This window comes from Promicromonospora sukumoe (assembly GCF_014137995.1).
Lineage (GTDB): Bacteria > Actinomycetota > Actinomycetes > Actinomycetales > Cellulomonadaceae > Promicromonospora > Promicromonospora sukumoe.
Genome location: NZ_JACGWV010000001.1, coordinates 156,692 through 177,517 on the forward strand (window position 1 = coordinate 156,692; position 20,826 = coordinate 177,517).

At 72.4% G+C, this 20,826-nt stretch carries 20 protein-coding genes; 10 read left to right on the plus strand and 10 right to left on the minus strand.

Annotated elements, in window-relative coordinates:
• Positions 1–9: 9 nt before the first annotated feature.
• Positions 10–948, minus strand: a complete 939-nt coding sequence (locus tag FHX71_RS00740; protein ID WP_182613974.1) for a LysR family transcriptional regulator — start codon at positions 946–948, stop codon at positions 10–12.
• A gap of 165 nt (positions 949–1,113) precedes the next feature.
• On the opposite strand from FHX71_RS00740, the gene FHX71_RS00745 reads away from it, so the two are divergent.
• The 5 genes from FHX71_RS00745 (at position 1,114) to FHX71_RS00765 (ending at position 6,156) form a co-directional block, all read left to right on the plus strand.
• On the plus strand, positions 1,114–2,490 hold the full coding sequence (locus FHX71_RS00745; RefSeq protein WP_182613975.1) for an MFS transporter: 1,377 nt from the start codon (positions 1,114–1,116) through the stop codon (positions 2,488–2,490).
• The gene (locus FHX71_RS00750; protein WP_182613976.1) at positions 2,487–3,254 is read left to right on the plus strand and encodes a 3-hydroxybutyrate dehydrogenase; all 768 of its coding nucleotides are present in this window, start codon (positions 2,487–2,489) and stop codon (positions 3,252–3,254) included. Before FHX71_RS00745 ends, FHX71_RS00750 begins: the two co-directional genes overlap by 4 nt.
• Before the next feature lie 82 nt (positions 3,255–3,336).
• Entirely contained in the window at positions 3,337–4,155 is an 819-nt protein-coding gene (locus FHX71_RS00755) for a CoA transferase subunit A (protein ID WP_246402095.1), read from the plus strand.
• Positions 4,156–4,158: 3 nt separating this feature from the next.
• Entirely contained in the window at positions 4,159–4,809 is a 651-nt protein-coding gene (locus FHX71_RS00760) for a CoA transferase subunit B (protein WP_182613978.1), read from the plus strand.
• Between the two features lie 174 nt (positions 4,810–4,983).
• Positions 4,984–6,156: an acetyl-CoA C-acyltransferase gene (locus FHX71_RS00765; RefSeq protein WP_182618377.1), complete on the plus strand. Its 1,173-nt coding sequence runs from the start codon at positions 4,984–4,986 to the stop codon at positions 6,154–6,156.
• Positions 6,157–6,311: 155 nt separating this feature from the next.
• Here the strand turns inward: FHX71_RS00765 and nhaA are convergent, their stop codons facing one another.
• Positions 6,312–7,610: a Na+/H+ antiporter NhaA gene (gene nhaA / locus FHX71_RS00770; protein ID WP_182613979.1), complete on the minus strand. Its 1,299-nt coding sequence runs from the start codon at positions 7,608–7,610 to the stop codon at positions 6,312–6,314.
• An 85-nt stretch (positions 7,611–7,695) separates the two neighbouring features.
• Positions 7,696–8,277 carry a DUF1697 domain-containing protein gene (locus FHX71_RS00775; protein WP_182613980.1) on the minus strand — a complete coding sequence of 194 codons (582 nt, stop codon included), beginning with the start codon at positions 8,275–8,277 and terminating at the stop codon, positions 7,696–7,698.
• 504 nt (positions 8,278–8,781) lie between these two features.
• Here FHX71_RS00775 and phoH2 point away from each other — a divergent pair.
• On the plus strand, positions 8,782–10,041 hold the full coding sequence (gene phoH2 / locus FHX71_RS00780; protein ID WP_246402640.1) for an RNA 5'-3' helicase PhoH2: 1,260 nt from the start codon (positions 8,782–8,784) through the stop codon (positions 10,039–10,041).
• Positions 10,042–10,321: 280 nt separating this feature from the next.
• Positions 10,322–11,089 (plus strand): GOLPH3/VPS74 family protein, encoded by a 768-nt coding sequence (locus FHX71_RS00785; RefSeq protein ID WP_182613982.1) that lies wholly within the window; start codon positions 10,322–10,324, stop codon positions 11,087–11,089.
• A 73-nt stretch (positions 11,090–11,162) separates the two neighbouring features.
• Here FHX71_RS00785 and FHX71_RS00790 read toward each other — a convergent pair whose 3' ends face one another.
• The 4 genes from FHX71_RS00790 to FHX71_RS00805 all read right to left on the minus strand — a co-directional run bounded on the left by FHX71_RS00790 (position 11,163) and on the right by FHX71_RS00805 (position 14,568).
• Positions 11,163–12,605 carry a class II fumarate hydratase gene (locus FHX71_RS00790; RefSeq protein WP_182613983.1) on the minus strand — a complete coding sequence of 481 codons (1,443 nt, stop codon included), beginning with the start codon at positions 12,603–12,605 and terminating at the stop codon, positions 11,163–11,165.
• Between the two features lie 117 nt (positions 12,606–12,722).
• Entirely contained in the window at positions 12,723–13,385 is a 663-nt protein-coding gene (locus tag FHX71_RS00795; protein ID WP_182613984.1) for a carbonic anhydrase, read from the minus strand.
• Positions 13,382–14,299: a carbohydrate kinase family protein gene (locus FHX71_RS00800; RefSeq protein ID WP_312876872.1), complete on the minus strand. Its 918-nt coding sequence runs from the start codon at positions 14,297–14,299 to the stop codon at positions 13,382–13,384. The genes FHX71_RS00795 and FHX71_RS00800 overlap by 4 nt, the downstream gene beginning before the upstream one ends.
• The gene (locus FHX71_RS00805; RefSeq protein WP_312876873.1) at positions 14,296–14,568 is read right to left on the minus strand and encodes an exodeoxyribonuclease VII small subunit; all 273 of its coding nucleotides are present in this window, start codon (positions 14,566–14,568) and stop codon (positions 14,296–14,298) included. Before FHX71_RS00805 ends, FHX71_RS00800 begins: the two co-directional genes overlap by 4 nt.
• Before the next feature lie 107 nt (positions 14,569–14,675).
• Between FHX71_RS00805 and FHX71_RS00810 the strand changes: the two genes are divergently transcribed.
• A complete protein-coding gene (locus FHX71_RS00810) occupies positions 14,676–16,295 on the plus strand; it encodes an ABC-F family ATP-binding cassette domain-containing protein (RefSeq protein WP_182613985.1) in 1,620 nt (539 codons plus the stop codon).
• A 12-nt stretch (positions 16,296–16,307) separates the two neighbouring features.
• Here the strand turns inward: FHX71_RS00810 and FHX71_RS00815 are convergent, their stop codons facing one another.
• The gene (locus tag FHX71_RS00815; RefSeq protein ID WP_182613986.1) at positions 16,308–16,925 is read right to left on the minus strand and encodes an HAD family hydrolase; all 618 of its coding nucleotides are present in this window, start codon (positions 16,923–16,925) and stop codon (positions 16,308–16,310) included.
• Between the two features lie 138 nt (positions 16,926–17,063).
• Here FHX71_RS00815 and FHX71_RS00820 point away from each other — a divergent pair, with 138 nt between their 5' ends.
• Positions 17,064–17,807, plus strand: a complete 744-nt coding sequence (locus tag FHX71_RS00820) for an SDR family oxidoreductase (protein ID WP_182613987.1) — start codon at positions 17,064–17,066, stop codon at positions 17,805–17,807.
• Here the strand turns inward: FHX71_RS00820 and FHX71_RS00825 are convergent.
• Positions 17,773–18,729 carry an RNA polymerase sigma-70 factor gene (locus tag FHX71_RS00825; protein ID WP_182613988.1) on the minus strand — a complete coding sequence of 319 codons (957 nt, stop codon included), beginning with the start codon at positions 18,727–18,729 and terminating at the stop codon, positions 17,773–17,775. The genes FHX71_RS00820 and FHX71_RS00825 overlap by 35 nt on opposite strands.
• 154 nt (positions 18,730–18,883) lie before the next feature.
• On the opposite strand from FHX71_RS00825, the gene FHX71_RS00830 reads away from it, so the two are divergent.
• Positions 18,884–19,633 (plus strand): class I SAM-dependent DNA methyltransferase, encoded by a 750-nt coding sequence (locus tag FHX71_RS00830; RefSeq protein WP_182613989.1) that lies wholly within the window; start codon positions 18,884–18,886, stop codon positions 19,631–19,633.
• Positions 19,634–19,651: 18 nt separating this feature from the next.
• Here FHX71_RS00830 and FHX71_RS00835 read toward each other — a convergent pair whose 3' ends face one another.
• Positions 19,652–20,794, minus strand: coding sequence for an epoxide hydrolase family protein (locus FHX71_RS00835; RefSeq protein ID WP_182613990.1), 1,143 nt, complete (start codon positions 20,792–20,794; stop codon positions 19,652–19,654).
• Positions 20,795–20,826: the final 32 nt, after the last annotated feature.

The window sequence follows — 20,826 nt, forward strand, 5'->3', positions numbered from 1 at the left end:
CGACCACGATCAGCTCTCACCACGGGAGGACACGTGGCCGAGCATACGGTCGCGCTGGCGGTTCATCTCGTCGCCGAGCACCTGTACGACGGCGGCCACGGCGGGCCGGCGCCATGACTCGCTCCGGATCACCGCCCAGTAGGGCAGCCGCTCGGTGACGTCGTCGGGCAGGAGGCGCACCAGGTCGTCGTGCCGGTCGGCCATGAAGCAGGGCAGGAACCCCAGGCCCGCCCCGGCGCGCGTGGCCTCGACGTGCACGAACACGTTGGTTGAGGCCAGCGCGTCGGGCATGCCGGGCACCAGGCGGCGCGGCGCGTCAAGGTCGTTGACCTGGAGCATGGAGTCCACGAAGTAGACCAGGCCGTGCTTCGACATCTCCTCGACCGTGGTCGGCGTGCCGTGCCGCTCCAGGTACTCGCGCGAGCCGTACATGCCGAGCACGTACTCGCCCAGGCGCACGGCCTTGGCCCGCTGCACGCTCGGTTCTCCGACGACGACGTCGACGTCGACCCCCGAGCGGTGGTGCGTCGCCACGCGGGTGACCGTGACGAGCTCGACCGACAGCTCCGGGTGCGCGCCCCGCAGCCGGGCGATGGCGGGGGAGGCGACGTACGCGCTGAACCCGTCGGTCGCCGTCATGCGCACGACGCCGGTGATCGGGTCGGCCTCGGTGTCGCCCGCGACGAGGCGGTCGACGGCGTCGGACACGGCCTCGCCGGCGCGGGCCGCGCGCCGGCCCAGCGTCGTCAGCTCCCAGCCGTCCGCGCCGCGCACCAGGAGGCGCCCGCCGAGGGCGCGCTCCAGCGCCGTGATGTTGCGGGCGACCGTGGTGTGGTTGACGCCGAGGGCCTGCGCCGCCGTCGTGTACCGGCCGGTGCGCGCCACGGCGAGCAGCACCAGGAGCTGGTCGGCGACCTGGCCGGCCGGCGGGTCGTTGCGGGCTGGCATGCCGTGACGTTACCAATGTGCATCCGTGCACACGGCGTCTGCCGACTTCGTCATTGCTGCGCACGGCGCTTCCCCGGAACACTCGGCGGGTCACAGGTGGCAGGAGGCGCGGACCGCGCGAGCCCGCCACACCCCGTGTCAGAGCCGACACCTAGGAGCACCAGCATGTCTGCAGAGCAGAGTGCACAGCAGGGCACCCACGCACCGGACGACCGGTCGCTGATCAGGCGCATCGTCGCCGCCTCGATGGCCGGCACCGTCGTCGAGTGGTACGACTTCTTCCTCTACGCGACCGCCGCGGCGCTCGTGTTCAACAAGGTGCTCATGCCCGAGACGGGCAACGCCTACGACGCGATCATCGCGGCGTTCGTGACCTACGCCGTCGGCTTCCTCGCCCGTCCGCTGGGCGGAATCATCTTCGGCCACCTGGGCGACAAGCTCGGGCGCAAGTACACGCTGCAGTTCACGATCGTGCTGATCGGCGTGGCGACCGTGCTCATGGGCTGCCTGCCCACGTTCCAGCAGGTCGGCTTCCTCGCCCCGGCGCTCCTGGTCATCCTGCGCTTCGTGCAGGGCGTGGCGCTCGGCGGCGAGTGGGGCGGCGCCGTGCTGCTCGTCGCGGAGCACAGCCGCGACGACGAGCGGGCCCGCTGGACGGCGTGGCCGCAGGCCGGTGTCCCCGCGGGCAACCTGCTCGCGACCGTCGTGCTCTACACGATGTCGGCCACGCTGACCGACGAGGCCTTCCTCGCCTGGGGCTGGCGCGTCGCGTTCTGGCTCTCGGCCGTCGTCATCGTCGTGGGCTACTACGTGCGCACCCGCGTCTCCGACGCCCCCATCTACGAGGAGGCCAAGGCCGAGATCCAGGAGGGCGACAACGCCTACGGCGTGCTCGAGGTCATCAAGCGCTACCCGCGCGGCGTCCTCACCGGCATGGGCCTGCGGTTCGCGGAGAACATCCTGTACTACCTCGTGGTCAGCTTTTCGATCGTCTACCTCGGCACCGGGCTCGGCATGGACACGACGCGCATCCTCGGCGTCGTCGCGGCCGCGCACGCGTTCCACTTCGTGGTGATCCTCGCCGTGGGCCGCCTCGCCGACAGCGTCGGCCGCAAGCCGCTCTACATCACGGGCGCCGTGCTCGGCGCGACCTGGTGCTGGTTCGCCTTCCCCGCGATGGACACCAAGAACGTCTGGGTCATCCTGGCCGTGCTCATGGCCGGGCTGCTGTTCCACGCCCTGATGTACGCGGTGCAGCCGGCCATCATGGCCGAGATGTTCCCGACCCGGATGCGGTACTCCGGCGTCTCCATCAGCTACCAGGTCACCTCCATCGTGGCCGGCTCGCTGGCCCCGATCCTGGCCACGACCTGGCTCAAGAACACCGGCTCCTGGTGGCCCACCGCCGTCTACATGGCGATCGCCGCGCTCATCACGCTGGTCGCGGCCGTCGCGCTGCGCGAGACCAAGGGCGCCTCCCTGCACGCGCTCGACGCCGAGGACCAGGCCCGCGAGCGGGCGCTCGCCGAGGGCCGGTCGTGAGCTCCGCGCCGGAGGAGCGCCGCACGCTCGACGGCCGCAGGGCGCTCGTGACGGGCGGCGCGAGCGGCATCGGCGCAGCGTGCGTCCGGGAGCTCGCCGCCCGCGGCGCGCACGTGACCGTGGCCGACGTGGACGGCGACGGCGCCAAGGCCCTGGCCGAGGAGGTGGGCGGCGAGGCGTGGGTCGTCGACCTGTCCGACACCCGGGCGCTCGACGACCTGAGCCTGGACACCGACGTGCTGGTGAACAACGCCGGCATCCAGCGGGTCAGCCCCATCCAGGACTTCGTGCCGGACGACTTCCGGCTGGTCCAGCGGATCATGCTGGAGGCGCCGTTCCTGCTGGTGCGCGCCGCGCTGCCCGGCATGTACGCGCGGGGCTGGGGGCGGGTCGTCAACATCTCGTCGGTGCACGGGCTGGTGGCCTCGCCGTTCAAGTCGGCGTACGTGGCGGCCAAGCACGGGCTGGAGGGCCTGTCCAAGGTGACGGCCCTGGAGGGCGGCGAGCACGGCGTGACCAGCGTGTGCGTCAACCCCGGCTACGTGCGCACGCCGCTGGTGGAGAAGCAGATCGCCGAGCAGGCGCGGGTGCACGGCATCCCGGAGTCCGAGGTGATGGCGAAGGTCATGCTCGCGGAGTCCGCGGTGAAGCGCCTGGTGGAGCCGCACGAGGTCGCCTCGCTGGTCGGCTGGCTCACGGGCCCGGACGCCGCGATGGTGTCCGGCGCCTCGTGGACCGTCGACGGCGGCTGGAGCGCCCGGTGAGGAACCGCCCAGCGGCGCGGCCGGGGTGTGACACTGGCACATGGCACGACCTGCCAGGACTGACGTGATGGAGGAGTCGATGATGACTGGAGCACGTACCGGGTTCGACAAGGTGGTCGCGAGCGCGGCCGAGGCGGTGGCCGACATCCCGGACGGCGCCTCGCTGGCCGTGGGCGGGTTCGGCCTGTGCGGCAACCCGATCGCCCTGATCGAGGCCCTGCTCGCGCAAGGCACGAGCGGCCTGTCGGTGGTGAGCAACAACTGCGGCGTCGACGACTGGGGCCTCGGCGTGCTGCTGAACGCCCAGCGCATCCGCAAGATGACCAGCTCCTACGTGGGCGAGAACAAGGAGTTCGAGCGGCAGTTCCTCTCGGGCGAGCTCGAGCTGGAGCTCACCCCGCAGGGCACGCTCGCCGAGAAGCTCCGCGCCGGCGGCGCGGGCATCGCGGCCTTCTTCACGCGCACCGGCGTCGGCACCCAGGTCGCCGAGGGCGGCCTGCCCCGCAGGTACGACGGCGTGGGCGGGGTCGCGATCGCCTCCCCGCCCAAGGAGGTACGCACCTTCGGGCCCGACGACGCCGAGTACGTGCTGGAGGAGTCGATCAGCACCGACTTCGCGCTCGTGCACGCCCTGCGCGGCGACCGGCACGGCAACCTCGTGTTCAACAAGTCGGCGCGCAACTTCTCGCCGCTGGCCGCGATGGCCGGGCGCGTCTGCATAGCCCAGGTCGAGGAGCTCGTCGAGCCGGGGGAGATCGACCCGGACACCGTGCACCTGCCGGGCGTCTACGTGCACCGGGTGGTGGAGGTCGGCACCGACATCGAGAAGCGGATCGAGCGCCGGACGGTGACGGAGCCCGCGGCGTCGTCGTCGGGCACGACCGGTACGAAGGGAGCCTGAACCATGGCACTGACCCGACAGGAGATGGCCGCGCGCGCCGCGCGCGAGCTGGCCGACGGCATGTACGTGAACCTGGGCATCGGGCTGCCGACGCTCGTGCCCAACTACGTGCCGGACGACCGGCACCTGGTGCTGCAGTCCGAGAACGGCATCCTCGGCGTGGGCCCGTACCCCACCGAGGACGCCGTGGACCCCGACCTGATCAACGCGGGCAAGGAGACGGTGACGCTGCTTCCGGGCTCGTCGATCTTCGACTCCGCGACGTCGTTCGGCATGATCCGGGGCGGCAAGATCGACGCCGCGATCCTGGGCGGCATGCAGGTCTCCGCCACGGGCGACCTGGCCAACTGGATGATCCCCGGGAAGATGGTCAAGGGCATGGGCGGCGCGATGGACCTGGTGCACGGCGCGGGCCGCGTCATCGTGCTGATGGAGCACGTGGCGCGCGACGGGTCGCCCAAGATCCTGCGCGAGTGCTCGCTTCCGCTGACCGGCAAGGGCGTGGTCGACCGGATCATCACCGACCTGGCGGTGCTCGACGTGACGCCGTCCGGGCTGGTGCTGCGCGAGCTCGCGCCGGGGGTGACGGCCGAGGAGGTCGTCGAGAAGACGGAGCCGGAGCTCGCCGTCGAGCTGGTCGGCTCCGCGGGCTGAGTGTGCGCGACCGTCGAGCCCGCGCGACCGCCGGGCTCACGCGCGAATCCGAGGGATACGCTGGGAAGAACGGCCAAAGGAGGTCTCATGAGTGACGCATTTGCTGCCCCGACGGGTGCCACGAGCACCGGTCCGGGCGCCACCGGCTCGGGCGCGACACACAGCGCCGACGACGTGGTGATCGTCTCCGCGGCACGCACGCCGCAGGGACGGCTGAAGGGTTCGCTGTCGGCGCTGAGCGCCGTCGAGCTGGGCGCGGTGGCGGCGCGCAAGGCGCTGGAGGGCGCGGGCGCGCTCGCGGCCGACGTCGACAAGGTGGTGCTCGGCCAGGTGATCCAGGCGGGCGCGGGGCAGAACCCGGCCCGGCAGACGGCCGTGGCCGCAGGGGTGCCCTGGGACGTGCAGGCCGTGACGGTGAACAAGGTGTGCCTGTCGGGTCTGACGTCGATTATCGACGGCGCCCGGCTGCTGCGCACCGGCGAGGCGTCGGTGGTGCTGGTGGGCGGGCAGGAGTCGATGACCAACGCCCCGCACCTGCTGGCCGGCGCGCGGTCCGGGTTCGGCTTCGGCTCGGCCGAGCTGACCGACTCCGTGGCGCACGACGCCCTGACCGACGCGTTCGACGACGTCTCGATGGGCATCTCGACGGAGGAGCACAACTCCGGCGACGTGTTCGTCTCGCGCGAGGAGCAGGACGCGATCGCCGCCGCCTCGCACCAGCGCGCCGCGGCCGCCGCCAAGGACGGGTACTTCGAGGCCGAGCTGGCGCCGGTCTCGGTGCCCCAGCGACGCGGCGAGCCCGTCGAGGTGCGCACCGACGAGGGCGTGCGGCCGGACACGACGCCGGAGTCGCTCGCGCGGCTGCGCCCCGCGTTCAAGGGCGACGGGACGCTGACGGCGGGCAACTCGTCGCAGATCTCGGACGGCGCCGCGGCGCTCGTGCTCACCACGCGTGCCCGGGCCGAGGCCGCCGGGGTGCCCGTGCTCGCGACCGTTCGGTCGCACGGCCAGGTGGCCGGGCCGGACAACTCGCTGCACTCTCAGCCCGCGCGTGCGATCGGCCAGGCGCTGGAGCGCGAGGGCTGGTCGGCGGCCGACCTCGACCTCGTGGAGATCAACGAGGCGTTCGCCGTGGTGGTGGGCGTTTCCGCGAAGGCGCTGGGCGTGCCGCTGGACCTCGTCAACGTGCACGGCGGCGGCATCGCGCTGGGGCACCCCGTGGGGGCGTCCGGCGCGCGGATCGCGGTGCACGCGGCGCACGAGCTGGCGCGGCGCGGCGGTGGCCGTGCGGCCGTCGGCCTGTGCGGTGGCGGCGGCCAGGGCGAGGCGCTCCTCCTGGAGGTCTGACGCGGGGCGCACCGCTGGTTGCCCGCTTCGCTGGTTGAGCTTGTCGAAACCTTGATGGGTCTCGACAAGCTCGACCAGCGATGCTCGACCAGCGGTGCGGGGTCTCGACAAGCTCGACCAGCGGTGGGGGCTCGACCAGCGAGGCGCGGAGCGGGTCAGTGGGTCTCGTGGTCCTTGGCGTCGCCGATGAAGTCGTGCACGTCGTCCGGGCGGCCGTCGAGGTTCATGTCGTTGCTCCGCGCCTGCCGGGCGTCCCTGCGCAGCGCGACCGCGCCCAGGATCGCCGCGAGTACCGACGAGCCGAGGATCGCGATCTTCGCGCCGTCGGTGTGCTCGGAGTCGCCGAAGGACAGCTCGCTGATCAGCAGCGACACGGTGAACCCGATGCCCGCCAGCAGGCCGACGGGCAGCAGGTCGCGCACGCCGATCCCGTCGGGCAGGCGCAGCGGCGTGAGCCGGGTGACCAGCGCGGTGGTGCCGAGCACGCCGATCAGCTTGCCGAGGATCAGGCCGGCCGCGATCGCGGCGACGACCGGCTGGCCGAGCACGGCGCCCGGCCCGTCGCCGTCGACCAGGGAGACGCCCGCGGCGAAGAAGGCGAAGACGGGCAGCGCGAAGCCCGAGGAGAACGGCCGGATGCCGTGCTCGTAGCGGGTAGTGCGCGACGTCGGTTCGCCGTGCAGCGCGACCGCCGGCACGGTGAAGCCGAGCAGCACCCCGGCGATCGTCGCGTGCACGCCCGAGGAGTGCATGAGCGCCCACGCCACCACGGCGAGCGGCACCAGCAGGAACCACCGCGGGGAGCGGGAGCGCACGTGCCAGCCGAACAGCGCGACGCAGACGAGCGTGCCGAGCAACGCCAGCCAGTGGATCTCGGCGGTGTAGAAGACGGCGATGACGACGATCGCCAGCAGGTCGTCCACGACGGCCAGCGTGAGCAGGAACGTGCGGATCGCCGCCGGCAGGCCGCGGCCGAAGATCGCGAGGACGCCGACGGCGAACGCGATGTCGGTCGCGCTGGGGATCGCCCAGCCGCGCAACGCCCCGGGGTCGCCGAGCAGCAGCACGGTGCCGGCGTAGATCAGCGCGGGCACGGCCATGCCGCCCACGGCCGCGATCATCGGGACGCCGGCCTCGCGCGGGTTGCGCAGGCTCCCGGCGACGAACTCCTGCTTGAGCTCCACGCCCACCACGAAGAAGAAGACCGCGAGCAGCCCGTCGGCGGCCCAGGTGGCCAGCGAGAGGTCGAGGTGCACGGGCAGCGGGCCGATCGCGGCAGGTCCCACGACGGCGTCGGACAGGGCCTGGTAGGAGGCGCGCCACGGCGAGTTGGCCCACACCAGGGCGACGAACGCGGCCCCGATCAGCAGCGCGCCGCCGGTCGTCTCGCGGGACAGCCAGGTGCGCAGGCGCTGGACACGGGTGGGAGCGGGGGCGGGGGCGGAACCGGTCAACGGTCGTCCTCTCGGGTGCGGGGTCGGCTGAACCGGACCGGTCGACCCGGTCCACGCCGACCAGACTTCCCGGCACTCCCTGGGCTCACCCTACCGGGCCCGAGTCCTCTCCCGAGGCCTGCGCGCAGGCCGTGCGCAGCTTGGTGACCGTGTTCCAGTTGCGCGCCGTGGTGGGCGCGCCGACCGCCGTGTCGATGACCTTGGGTGTCAGCTTGGACCGCCCGATCCCGTCCACGTAGTGCACGTACAGCACGCCCGCGGCCGTCGCGAGCATCTCCCGTCCGGGGCTGGCCAGGTCGAGCTTGGCGATGCCCGCCGCGTCCAGCTCGCCGAACGGCACGTGCACCTGCAGGTGGGACGGGTCGTCCCGGGCCGCGGCGGGGAAGGGGTTGGCGGCGGCGATCTCGTCCAGCCGGGCGGCGCTCAGCCCGACGGCGGCCACGTCCTGCCCGACCCGTGTCGCGAGCTGCTCCTGCACCAGCCGGGCGGCGTCGTCGGCGGTGCTCGCGCCCGAGGTGCCCGGCGTGACCACGAGGTTGCCGCTGTTCAGGAGGGTTCTCGCGGCGCCGAGACCGGCGTCCTCGGCGGCGCCGCGCAGGTCCGCGGAGGACACGCGCAGGCCGGGTCCGATGTTGACGGCGCGAAGCAGGACGGCGAAGGCAGCCATGTGACCATCCTGCCGCGAGAGCGTACCTCTCTGCGAGTTTTGCCATTCCTTGGAGGAAAAATCAAGCTATTGCCACCGTGTGAACAGTTCGTGACAACTTGCGACCCGCCGGGGCTGAGGTCTGGTCATGGGATGGCAGGGCGCGTAGTTTCCACCTCAGGGACGGCACCCAGTCGCCCCTTCGGGAGGCCAACCTATGGAGTGCTCGCTCCGTGGAGAAGGGCCGGCCCCGGCTCTGCGCCACACCGCGGCGCACCGAGTCGGTCGCTCGGCCCATCCACCAGCCCCGGTTCGACCGGGTCGGTTCCGCCGGCAGGCGGTACCCGCCAGGTAGCGACGAGGCTGTCACGGCGTTTCGGCGCCGGAGGGAGAACCGCAGTGAGCCATTCCGCACACACCACCCGTCCGTCCGACCAGAGTGCCGACGCCGCTCCCGGCGCGGCAGGTGACGAACGCAGGACCTTCGTCATCGACACGTCCGTGCTGTTGAGCGACCCGAAGGCGATGTTGCGGTTCGCGGAGCACGACGTCGTCCTCCCGATCGTCGTGGTCACGGAGCTGGAGGCCAAGCGCCACCACGCCGAGCTCGGGTACTTCGCCCGGAGCGCCCTGCGGATGCTGGACGAGCTGCGCGTGCAGCACGGCCGGCTCGACTCACCGGTCCCCGTGGGGGACACGGGTGGCACGCTCCGGGTGGAGCTCAACCACATCGACCCCTCAGTGCTGCCCGCCGGCTTCCGCCTGGGTGACAACGACACGCGCATCCTGGCCGTGGCCGCCAACCTGGCAGCCGAGGGCAGCGTCGTGACCGTCGTCTCCAAGGACCTGCCCATGCGGGTCAAGGCCTCCGCCGTCGGCCTCCAGGCCGAGGAGTACAAGGCGGAGCTCGCGGTCGACTCCGGCTGGACCGGCATGCGCGAGATCGACCTCTCGGACGAGCAGATGGGCGCCCTCTGGGAGAGCGACTCCGTCGAGATCGCGGCCCTGGACCCCGCGACGGTCGAGGCGGCCTCGCCGCTCCTGGTGCACACGGGCATGGTCGTGCACTCGCCGGGCGGCTCCGCGCTCGGCCGCGTGACGGCGGACAAGCGCGTGCAGCTGGTCCGCGGCGACCAGGACGTGTTCGGCGTGCACGGTCGCTCGGCCGAGCAGCGCGTGGCCATCGACCTGCTGCTCGACGAGGAGATCGGCATCGTCTCGCTCGGCGGCCGAGCAGGCACGGGCAAGTCGGCGCTCGCCCTGTGCGCCGGGCTGGAGTCCGTGCTGGAGCGGCAGAAGCACCGCAAGGTGCTCGTCTTCCGGCCGCTGTACGCGGTGGGCGGGCAGGAGCTGGGCTACCTGCCCGGGTCCGAGTCCGAGAAGATGAACCCGTGGTCGCAGGCCGTCTACGACACGCTCGGCGCCCTGGTCTCGCCGGATGTCGTCGAGGAGGTCATGGCCCGCGACATGCTCGAGGTGCTGCCGCTCACGCACATCCGCGGGCGCTCGCTGCACGACTCGTTCGTCATCGTGGACGAGGCGCAGTCCCTGGAGCGCAACGTGCTGCTCACGGTGCTCTCCCGGATCGGCCAGAGCTCGCGGGTGGTGCTCACCCACGACGTCGCCCAGCGCGACAACCTGCGGGTGGGCCGGCACGACGGCGTCGCCGCCGTGATCGAGGCGCTGAAGGGGCACCCGCTGTTCGCGCACGTGACCCTGACCCGGTCGGAGCGCTCGCCGGTGGCGGCGCTCGTGACCGACATGCTGGAGCGCCTGGAGGTCTGACGCCGCACGGCAACCGCCCTCCGACATGCCAGACGCCCAGGTCACCGCAAATGACCTGGGCGTCTGGTTCCTTCGGAACTTCTGGCACTGAGGAGGCGGGCCGGCCGGACGGAACCCCCCAGCCCCGCATGCCCGGCGGACCGCCTCCTCTGCGTGCAGTGCGACCATAGCACCTTAGGTAAGGCTAACCATAGTCATGGCCGCGGGTGAGGTTCTCGGGGGGTTCTCGGTTACTGGTTCATTCGGGGCTTGTCTCGCTTGTCGGATATAGCATCGCCTCATGCTGATTGCCGAAGACTTCCTGCTGCTTGCCGTCGACGACGAGACGGGCAAGCTCGCCAACGTCGACAACCTGGGTGTTCGCCTCGCCGGTGCCCTTCTCGCCGACCTCTCCGACGCCCGCAAGACCCTGCTGCGGGGTGCTCCGGAGGCCGGTGCCACCAAGGAGGAGCGCGAGAAGGCCGGTGACGCCACGATCATCGTCACCGACAACGCCCCCACGGGCCACGTCGCCCTGGACGCCGCGCTGCAGGCCGTGCTCGCGACGCCCGACGCCCCGGCCCGCAAGGTCGTCGAGGCGATCTCCAAGGACGCCGAGGACAACCTGCTGGCCGCGCTCATCGAGCGGGGCATCCTGGAGAAGGAGGAGTCCAAGCTCTTCCGCATGCTCCCCGTGACCCGCTGGCCGGCCCCCGACTCGAGCCACGAGATCGCGCTGCGCGCCAACCTCGTCAAGGTCCTCGTCGAGGGCGCTGAGCCCGACGAGCGCACCGCGACCCTGATCTCCCTGCTGCACGGCTCGGGCCTCATCTCGAGCGTCGTCGGCAAGGAGCAGCGCAAGGCCGCCCAGGACCGCGCCGAGGAGATCGCCGGCAGCGAGTGGGGCGTCGCCACGGTCGCCACGCAGGTCGCCATCGCGGCCTCGGTCGCCGCCGTCGCCACGGTCGGTGCCGCCGTCGCGGCCGCCGTCATCATCGCGAACACCAAGGAGGCCGCGGAGGCCGAGGCCGCCGCGCTCCCGGCCGCCGAGGGCACCCCGGTCGCCTGACCGCACCCCCGCTGAACCGCAAGAGGGCCGCTTCCGTCACGGAAGCGGCCCTCTGTCGTGTGCGGCGGGCGGGTCAGCCCTGCGGCGGGCGGGTCATCGACAGGACGTCGAGGGCCGTGTCGAGCTGCTCCTCGGTGACCTCGCCGCGCTCGACGAAGCCGAGGTCGACCACGGCCTGACGCACGGTGATGCCCTCCTTCACCGCGTGCTTGGCGACCTTGGCGGCGGCCTCGTAGCCGATCGCGCGGTTCAGCGGCGTGACGATCGACGGCGACGACTCGGCCAGCGCGCGGGCCCGCTCGACGTTCGCGGTGATGCCGACGATCGTCTTGTCCGCGAGCACGCGGGACGCGTTCGACAGCAGGCGGATCGACTCCAGCACGCCCTGCGCGATCACCGGGATCTGCACGTTGAGCTCGAAGGAGCCGCTCGCGCCGGCCCACGCGACGGTGGCGTCGTTGCCGATGACGCGCGCGCACACCATGAGCACGGCCTCGGGGATGACCGGGTTGACCTTGCCCGGCATGATCGAGGAGCCCGGCTGCAGGTCGGGCAGCGCGATCTCGCCCAGGCCCGTGTTCGGGCCGGAGCCCATCCAGCGCAGGTCGTTGCAGATCTTGGTCACGGAGACCGCGATGGTGCGCAGCGCGCCCGACAGCTCGACGAGGCCGTCCCGCGCGGACTGCGCCTCGAAGTGGTCGCGCGCCTCGGTCAGCGGCAGGCCCGTGTCCTGCGCGAGCAGCGCGATGACCCGCTGCGGGAAGCCGGCGGGCGTGTTGATGCCGGTGCCGACGGCGGTGCCGCCCAGCGGGACCTCCGCGGCGCGCGGCAGCGCGGCCTGCAGACGCTCGACGCCGTAGCGGATCGCGGCGGCGTACCCGCCGAACTCCTGGCCGAGGGTGACCGGGGTGGCGTCCATGAGGTGCGTGCGGCCCGACTTCACGACGGTCGCGTACTCGACGGACTTGGCCTGCAGCGCGTCCGCCAGATGGTTCAGCGCGGGGATCAGGTCGTTCACGACGCCCGACGTCGCGGCGACGTGCACCGACGTGGGGAACACGTCGTTCGACGACTGCGACGCGTTGACGTGGTCGTTCGGGTGCACGTCCTTGCCGAGGCTCGCGGTGGCGAGCGTGGCCAGCACCTCGTTGGTGTTCATGTTCGACGACGTGCCCGAGCCGGTCTGGTAGACGTCGACCGGGAAGTGGCCGTCGTGCTTGCCGGAGGCGACCTCGTCGGCCGCGGCGACGATGGCGTCGGCGATGTCCTGGTCGAGCACACCGAGCTCCGCGTTCGCGGTGGCGGCGGCCTTCTTCACCCGGGCGAGCGCCTCGATGTGGCCGCGCTCCAGCGGGGTGCCGGAGATCGGGAAGTTCTCGACGGCACGCTGCGTCTGCGCTCGGTACAGGGCGTTCGCGGGGACGCGGACCTCGCCCATGGTGTCGTGCTCGATGCGGTAGGCAGGAGTGTCCTCGGACCCGGAAGAGCTCGAGGAGACGACGGTGTCAGCAGTCATGCTCCTATGGTGCCGCAGCCACGGCGTGGCATCGCACCGTAAGGCGTGACTCGTGTCACCCCGTCTCGCCCGAGCTCTTCCGCGCTCCTCCGGGACCGTTCGTCCAGGACCCCGAGGTCAGGGCCGCTCGCCGACCTCGCCGATCACGTCGACCATGCGCGCGCTGCCCTCGGCCAGGTCGTACTCCAGCCCGACGACGGCGCACCGGCCCTCCTCGACCGCCTTGGCCAGCGCGGCCGAGTACCCGTGCAGCATCCCGACCGTGTGCTTCACGTGCTCACGGCGCAGCACGTCCTGGTCCGCCAGCGCGGCCATGGCCAGGGCCGGGTCGCCCGAGGTGATGCTCGCGATCGACGGGATCACGCGGTCCACGACGGCGCGCACGAAGCCCGGCGGCTGCTCGCCCGTGGCCAGGGTGTGCGCGGCGGCGGCGACCGCCCCGCAGGAGTCGTGCCCCAGGACCACCACGAGCGACGCGCCGAGCACCTCGACGCCGTACTCGATCGAGCCGACCACGGTGGTGTCCACGACGTGGCCCGCGGTGCGGACCACGAACACGTCGCCCAGGCCCTGGTCGAAGATGATCTCCGCGGCCACACGGGAGTCCGAGCAGCCGAAGATCACCGTGTGCGGGTGCTGCGCGGCCTGCAGCTCGCGCCGCCGGTCGGCGTTCTGCGACGGGTGCGCGGGCACGTCGGCGACGAACCGCTCGTTGCCCTCCCGCAGCCTCGTCCAGGCCTCGGTGGGGCTGAGCGGTGCGGTGGTCTCGGTCGTGCTCACAGGCCTACCTCCTGACGACGCGGCGGGTTGGCGCCCGCGCGGGAAACGGTGATCGCGGCGACGGCGACGCAGCGCTCCAGGAGCTGCCGCACCGTGTCCGCGTCGACGGCGTTCAGCGCGTCCCGCCGGGCGGCGCCCAGCAGGCCGTGCTCCCACAGGCCGTCGATCAGGGCGCCCATGAACGAGTCGCCGGCACCCACGGTGTCGACCACCTCGACGCGCGGGGCCACGGCCTCGACCTCCCCGGCGTCGGACACGGCCACCGCGCCCTTGCCGCCGAAGGTGACGACGACGAGCGCGGGCGTGCCGCGCTGCCAGTCGCGGGCGACGGCCACCGGGTCGGTGCCCGGGTAGAGCCAGGCCAGGTCCTCGTCGCTCACCTTGACCACGTCGGAGAGCTCCACCAGCGCCTCGACGCGCGGGCGCACGTCGTCGGGCGCGCCCATGATCGCCGGCCGCGCGTTCGGGTCGTACGTGGTGGTCGACGTGGCGCGCGCCGCGTCCAGGACCTGCCTGACCTGCGTGGCGCCCGGTTCGAGAATCGCCGCGATCGATCCGGCGTGGACCGCCAGCGTCTCCTCGCCGGCCGCCGTCGCCGGCGGAACCTGCCAGGTGAGGTCGAACTCGTAGGTGGCCGAGCCGGACTCGTCCAGCGTGGCCACCGCGGTGCTGGTGCGCTCGGCGCCGTTGCTGCCCTCGACCGGCACGACCTGGGACTCGGCCAGCCAGCCGCGGACCAGGTCGCCGCGCGCGTCGGCCCCGAGCCACGTGGCGAGCCGCACCTCACGGCCCAGGCGGCCCAACGTCAGCGCGACGTTGGCGACGCTGCCTCCGGGGTGTTCGGCGGAGGTGCCGTCGGGACGGTGCACCCCGTCCACTAGGGCCTCGCCCACGGCGAGGATGTGCTCGCTCACTCGGCCTCCTCCGGGGAGTCGGGCGTCGTCGTCGACGCGTTCTGCGCGGCGGCGAGGCGCTCGCGGGCGCCGTCGAGCCACTCCTGGCAGCGGGCGGCCAGGGCCTCACCACGCTCCCAGAGCGCGAGGGATGCCTCCAGCGGTTCGCCGCCGGCCTCCAGCCGGCCGACGACCTGCACGAGCTCGTCGCGCGCCTGCTCGTAGCTGAGGGAGGCGACGTCGGGGGCCTTCACCGGGTCGCCTGCTTCGGTCGCAGCATCTGTACTCACGGGGAACAGTCAACAGCACACCGCCGACATCCGTGGTCCGCTGTCCACAGGTGCGGCGCCGGAATCAGTTTGGCCGGGACCGGTCCGGCATCGGACCATGGTGACCCATGGGCCATCTTGAAGTCGCGCACGCCGAGTACCACCTGCCGGACGGCCGGACCCTGCTGGGGGACGTCTCGTTCCGCGTGGGCGAGGGCAGCGCGACGGCGATCGTCGGCCCCAACGGCGCGGGCAAGACCACGCTGCTGCGCTTGATCACGGGCGAGCTGGAGCCGCACGGCGGGTCCGTCGTCGTCAGCGGCGGGCTCGGCGTCATGCGCCAGTTCGTGGGGTCGGTGCGCGACGAGACCACCGTGCGCGACCTGCTGGTCTCCGTGTCCGACGCCCGCCTGCAGCAGGCGGCGCGCGCCGTCGACGAGGCCGAGCACGCGATGCTCACCGTCGACGACGAGGACGCGCAGATGGCGTACGCCCAGGCGCTGTCGGACTGGGCCGAGGTGCGCGGCTACGAGGCAGAGACCCTGTGGGACGTCTGCACCATGGCCGCGCTCGGCGTGCCCTACGACCGGGCGCAGTTCCGCGAGGTGCGGACCATGTCGGGCGGTGAGCAGAAGCGGCTCGTGCTGGAGGCGCTGCTGCGCGGCACCGACGAGGTGCTGCTGCTCGACGAGCCGGACAACTACCTGGACGTGCCGGGCAAGCGCTGGCTGGAGGAGCAGCTCAAGACGACCCGCAAGACCGTGCTGTTCGTGTCGCACGACCGCGAGCTGCTCTCCACGGTGGCCGACCGCATCGTGTCGCTGGAGCCGGGCCCCGCAGGCGCCGACGCCTGGGTGCACGGCGGCGGGTTCGCCACGTTCCACGACGCGCGGCGCGAGCGGTTCGCGCGGTTCGAGGAGCTGCGCCGACGCTGGGACGAGAAGCACGCGCAGCTCAAGAAGCTCGTGCTGACCCTGCGCAACCAGGCCGCGAGCAGCCCCGACATGGCGTCGCGCTACCGGGCCGCGCAGACCCGGCTCAAGAAGTTCGAGGAGGTCGGCCCGCCGCCCGAGCCGCCGCGCGAGCAGGACATCACGATGCACCTGCGCGGCGGGCGCACCGGCCTGCGGGCCGTGACCTGCGAGGGGCTGGAGCTCACGGGGCTCATGAAGCCGTTCGACCTGGAGATCTTCTACGGCGAGCGGGTCGCGGTGCTGGGCTCGAACGGGTCGGGCAAGTCGCACTTCCTGCGCCTGCTCGCGGGCGGCGACGTCGCGCACTCGGGCTCGTGGAAGCTCGGCGCCCGGGTGGTCGCGGGGCACTTCGCGCAGACCCACGCGCACCCCGAGCTGTTCGGCCGCGCGCTGCTCGACATCCTGTGGGAGGACCACGCGCAGGACAAGGGCAAGGCGATGGCCCGCCTGCGGCGCTACGAGCTCACCGTGGCGGCCGAGCGGCCGTTCGACCGGCTGTCCGGCGGTCAGCAGGCGCGGTTCCAGATCCTGCTGCTGGAGCTCGCGGGCTCGACGGCGCTGCTGCTCGACGAGCCCACCGACAACCTCGACCTCGAGTCGGCCGAGGCGCTGCAGGAGGGCCTGGAGTCGTTCGACGGGACCGTGCTGGCCGTGACGCACGACCGCTGGTTCGCGCGGTCGTTCGACCGGTACCTGGTCTTCGGCTCCGACGGCATCGTGCGCGAGACGCCCGAGCCCGTCTGGGACGAGCGCCGGGTCGAGCGGGAGCGCTAGCCGGGCGCCCGCTCAGTCGGCGGGGCGGACCCCGTGCTCGGCGAGCCGCTCCACGAGCGCGTCGTGGCCCTCGTCGAGGTGCCAGTGCACCGCGGCCATCCCGGTGGACCGGGCGCCGGCCACGTTGGCCGCGTGGTCGTCGACGAAGAGGATCTCGGCGGGCCCGGCGCCGATCCGGGTGGCCGCCTTCTCGAAGAAGCCCGGGTCCGGCTTCGCGACACCGAGGTCGCAGGAGTACAGGCGCACGTCGAACAGCTCCTCGTACCCGAGCTCCGCACGCATGTAGTCGGCCCGGCGGCGCACCTGGTTGGTCCCGAGGTGGATGCCGTAGCCGGCCGCGCGCAGGCGCCGGACCAGGTCGAACGACGGCGCCGACAGCTCGGTGTTCTGCCACACCGCCGCGTAGAGGTCGGCGGCCGCGACGTCGAGACCCTGCTCCCGCAGCACCTGCGCGAGCACCGGCAGGAAGTCCTCGTCACCGGCCAGGAGCGGCCGCTCGCGCTCGGACGCCTCGTCCAGCACGGGGCGCGCGTGCTCGCCCAGCAGCGGCTCGGCGGCGGCGTAGAAGCCGCCGCGGATCTCCTGGAGCACTCCGTCGGCGTCGAACAGGACATGTCGGATGGTCGCCACGAGCGAACCGTAGCAACCCCGCCCGGGCGCTTGGTGCGGCGTCTGTCACAGATCCGGGGGGCTCCCGGTCGAACACACGACGGGCCGCCCGGCCCGTCGCGCGAACGACGCGAACGACGCGAACCAAAGGAGCACACCATGAAGATCGTGGTCATCGGCGGCACGGGCCTCGTCGGCAGCCAGGTCGTCAAGAACCTGACGGCGCACGGGCACGAGGCGGTCGCAGCGGCGCCGCAGACCGGCGTCAACACCCTGACGGGCGAGGGCCTGGACGAGGTCCTCGAAGGAGCGCAGGTCGTGGTCGACCTCAGCAACTCGCCCTCGTTCGCGGAGGAGGACGTCACCAGCTTCTTCCGTACCTCGACGACGAACGTCCTCGAGGCCGAGAAGAGGGCCGGCGTGCAGCACCACGTGATCCTCTCGATCGTGGGCGCCGACGGCATCGACTCCGGCTACATGCGCGCCAAGGTGCTGCAGGAGGACCTGGTCAAGGCCTCCGGCGCGGGCTGGTCGATCATCCGGTCCACCCAGTTCTTCGAGTTCCTCGCGTCGATCGCCGACACGGGGACCGTCGACGGCGTCGTGCACATCGCGCCCGTCCGCTTCCAGCCGATCGCCTCGGCCGACGTCGCGAAGTTCGTCGGCCGCACCGCCGCGGGCACGCCGCTCGGCGCGACCATCGAGATCGCCGGACCGGAGACCTTCGGGTTCGACGAGATCGTGCGCAAGCATCTCGCCACGAAGGACGACACCCGCGAGGTCGTCGCCGACCCGAGCGCGACCTACTTCGGGGCGGAGCTCAAGGACGCCGAGCTCGTACCCGCCGGCGAGGCCCAGCTCGGCGAGATCAGCTACGACCAGTGGCGGGCGGCTCAGGCGTAGCCTCCCCGACGCCGGCCTCCGGCGCGGCCTGGTCCGCCCAGGCCCGCCGGAGCGGTTCGGTCTTGTCGGGGTTCATCTGCCACATCAGCTCCTGCACGCCCTCGCCGGACACCGTGACGGACAGGACGCCGACCAGCTCGCCGTCCCGCTCCATCGCGAAGCCCTCGGTGCCGTTGACCTCGATCGGGCGCGTGGTGATGCCCGCCCAGAAGATCTCCGCGAACGACGACAGGACACGGGCCACCTTGTTCCGGCCCCGGACCGCGACGCGGGCCACGTGCTTGGCACGGCCGTTGCTGTCGGCGCGGGTCACGACGTCCTCGGCGAGCAGCTTCTCCAGCCGGGCGACGTCGCCCACCCGGGCCGCGGCGAGGAACGCCTCCAGCAGGTCACGGCGGGCCGTGTCGCTCACCGTGTTCTTCCGCTCGGAGGCGAGGTGCTTGCGGGCCCGGCTCACGAGCTGGCGGGTCGCGGTGGGGGAGACACCCACGATCTGGGCGATCTCCGGGTACCCGTAGTCGAACGCCTCGCGCAGCACGTACGCGGCGCGCTCCGTGGGGGTGAGCCGTTCGAGCAGCACCAGCACGGCCGTGTCCAGGGCCTCCGCACGTTCCGCGCCCAGCGTCGGGTCGGCGCTCGTGTCCACCGGCTCGGGCAGCCACGGACCGATGTACGTCTCCCGCCGCGACCGCGCGCTCTGCAGCACGTTGATCGCCAGCCGGGTCGCCGCCGTCGTCAGGAACGCCTGCGGGTTGATCACGGCGGACCGGTCCGTCGTCTGCCACCGCACCCAGGTCTCCTGCACCACGTCCTCGGCCTCCGCCGCGGACCCGAGCATGCGGTACGCGATGCCGAACAGCCGCCTCCTGGACGACGAGAAGACGTCCGCGGCGTCGTCGAGCGTGCCCACATCGCTGGTCATCGTGCTCTCCTGGGGTAGCGCAGATCTCCCGGGGGAGACACCGGTCGTACACGCGCGGCCGGTGACTCCTCCGGTCGCGCGCCTCGATACCTCCCCGACCGTACGCGAACGAATGGCCTTGGGCGGGGTCCGACCGTGGGTGAACATTGTTGCCATGACCACACCCGACCCGATCTTCGTGGACCCCCGCCTCGCGCGCCTCTACGACGCCTTCGACGACGACCGCGGCGACCTCGACCTGTACGCCGGCCTCGCCGAGCGGCTGGGCGCCCGCACCGTGGTCGACGTCGGCTGCGGCACCGGGGTGCTCGCCCTGCTGCTGGCCGGTCGCGGACTGGAGGTGACCGGCGTCGACCCCGCCGCCGCCTCCCTGGAGGTGGCCCGCCGAAAACCCGGCGCCGACGCCGTCACCTGGGTCGAGGGCGGGGCCGACGCCGTCGCCGGGCTGGGCCTCGCCGCCGACCTCGCCACCATGACCGGCAACGTCGCCCAGGTCTTCACCGGCGACGACGACTGGGCGCGGGCGCTCGCGGCGGTCCACGACGCGCTCCGGCCGGGCGGCGTGCTCGTCTTCGAGACCCGCGTCCCGGCCCGGCAGGCCTGGCTCTCCTGGACGCGCGAGCACCGGTCGGCCAGCCGCACCATCCCCGGCGTCGGCGAGGTCGAGTCGTGGAGCGACCTCCTCGAGGTCGACCTCCCGCTGGTCACCTTCCAGAGCTCCTACCGCTTCCCGCCCGGCCTCCTGCCCGACGGCGACGTGGTCACCTCGGTCTCGACGCTGCGGTTCCGGGAGCGCGACGAGGTGGAGGCGTCGCTGGCCGACGCCGGGTTCACGGTCGAGGAGGTGCTGGACGCGCCGGACCGGCCGGGTCTGGAGTGGGTGTTCGTGGCCCGGCGGGCGTGAGCCGAGCCGGGCCCCGGGTCAGGTGAGGCTCGCGAAGAAGGCGCGGATGTCCGCCGCCAGGATCTCCGGCTCCTCCATCGCCGGGAAGTGCCCGCCCACGGCGTGCTCGCTCCAGTGGCTGACGGCGTTCCACGGGTCCAGGGCGCGGCGCATCAGCGGGTGCGTGTCGAAGACGATCCAGGCGGCGGGCACGCCCGACGGCGCGATCCAGTCGAGGCCGGAGTGCTCCGACTCCCAGTAGAACTGTGCGCTGGAGGCGCCGCTGCGGGTGAACCAGTACAGGCTCACGTTCGTCAGGAGCTGGTCGCGGTCGACCGACTCGTCCGGGGTCGGGAGCGCGGGGTTGGTCCAGGTCTGGAACTTCTCGGCGATCCACGCGAGCTGGCCCACGGGGGAGTCGACCAGGGCCGCGCCGATCGTGTCGGGGCGGTGGTTCTGTATCTCGAAGTAGCCGCGCTCGGCCACGTCCTTGGCGCGGATCGCCTCGATCTGCGCGATCTCGTCGTCGGACAGCCCCTCGGGGTAGGGGAACTTGTCGCCGACCATGCCGAGCGACCGGCCGTCGCTGCCGACGTGGGTGCCGATGACGCGCTCCGGGTAGAGCGCGGCGAGCCGGCCTGTGGTGCCCGCGCCGATGTCGGTGCCGTGCGCGGCGAACCGCTCGTACCCGAGCCGGGTCATGATCTCGGCGTACGCCTCGGTGGTGCGGGCCAGGTCCCAGCCGGTGCCCGACAGCGGCGTCGAGAACCCGAAGCCCGGCAGCGACGGGATGACCACGTGGAACGCGTCGGTGAGCAGCGGGATCAGCCGCTGGTACTCCACGAACGAGCCCGGCCAGCCGTGGCTGAGGATCAGCGGCGTGGCGTCCGGGTTCGCCGAGCGCGCGTGCACCACGTGGAACGTCTGGCCGTCGACGACGGTGGTGACCTGCTCGTACGCGTTGAGCGCCGCCTCCTGGGCGCGCCAGTCGAACCCGTCGCGCCAGTACTCGGCGAGCTCCGTCAGGTACGCCTGCGGGATGCCGCGGCTGAAGTCCGTCCGGTCGTCCCGCCCGGGCACCGGGAGGGGCCGGCGCGTGCGGGCGAGCCGGTCGTGCAGGTCGTCGAGATCGGCCTGCGGTACGGCGATGCGGAACGGGGTGAGTGCGGTGTTCTCGGTCATGACAGCTACCTTTCCAGGAGAGGCGGACAGCT

Excerpts from the sequence above, each read along its gene's own strand:
- FHX71_RS00740 (WP_182613974.1), bottom strand. The coding sequence starts at position 948 with ATGCCAGCCCGCAACGACCCGCCGGCCGGCCAGGTCGCCGACCAGCTC.
- FHX71_RS00745 (WP_182613975.1), top strand. The coding sequence starts at position 1,114 with ATGTCTGCAGAGCAGAGTGCACAGCAGGGCACCCACGCACCGGACGAC.
- FHX71_RS00755 (WP_246402095.1), top strand. The coding sequence starts at position 3,337 with ATGACTGGAGCACGTACCGGGTTCGACAAGGTGGTCGCGAGCGCGGCC.
- FHX71_RS00760 (WP_182613978.1), top strand. The coding sequence starts at position 4,159 with ATGGCACTGACCCGACAGGAGATGGCCGCGCGCGCCGCGCGCGAGCTG.
- FHX71_RS00775 (WP_182613980.1), bottom strand. The coding sequence starts at position 8,277 with ATGGCTGCCTTCGCCGTCCTGCTTCGCGCCGTCAACATCGGACCCGGC.
- phoH2 (WP_246402640.1), top strand. The coding sequence starts at position 8,782 with ATGTTGCGGTTCGCGGAGCACGACGTCGTCCTCCCGATCGTCGTGGTC.
- FHX71_RS00785 (WP_182613982.1), top strand. The coding sequence starts at position 10,322 with ATGCTGATTGCCGAAGACTTCCTGCTGCTTGCCGTCGACGACGAGACG.
- FHX71_RS00790 (WP_182613983.1), bottom strand. The coding sequence starts at position 12,605 with ATGACTGCTGACACCGTCGTCTCCTCGAGCTCTTCCGGGTCCGAGGAC.
- FHX71_RS00810 (WP_182613985.1), top strand. The coding sequence starts at position 14,676 with ATGGGCCATCTTGAAGTCGCGCACGCCGAGTACCACCTGCCGGACGGC.
- FHX71_RS00820 (WP_182613987.1), top strand. The coding sequence starts at position 17,064 with ATGAAGATCGTGGTCATCGGCGGCACGGGCCTCGTCGGCAGCCAGGTC.
- FHX71_RS00825 (WP_182613988.1), bottom strand. The coding sequence starts at position 18,729 with ATGACCAGCGATGTGGGCACGCTCGACGACGCCGCGGACGTCTTCTCG.
- FHX71_RS00830 (WP_182613989.1), top strand. The coding sequence starts at position 18,884 with ATGACCACACCCGACCCGATCTTCGTGGACCCCCGCCTCGCGCGCCTC.
- FHX71_RS00835 (WP_182613990.1), bottom strand. The coding sequence starts at position 20,794 with ATGACCGAGAACACCGCACTCACCCCGTTCCGCATCGCCGTACCGCAG.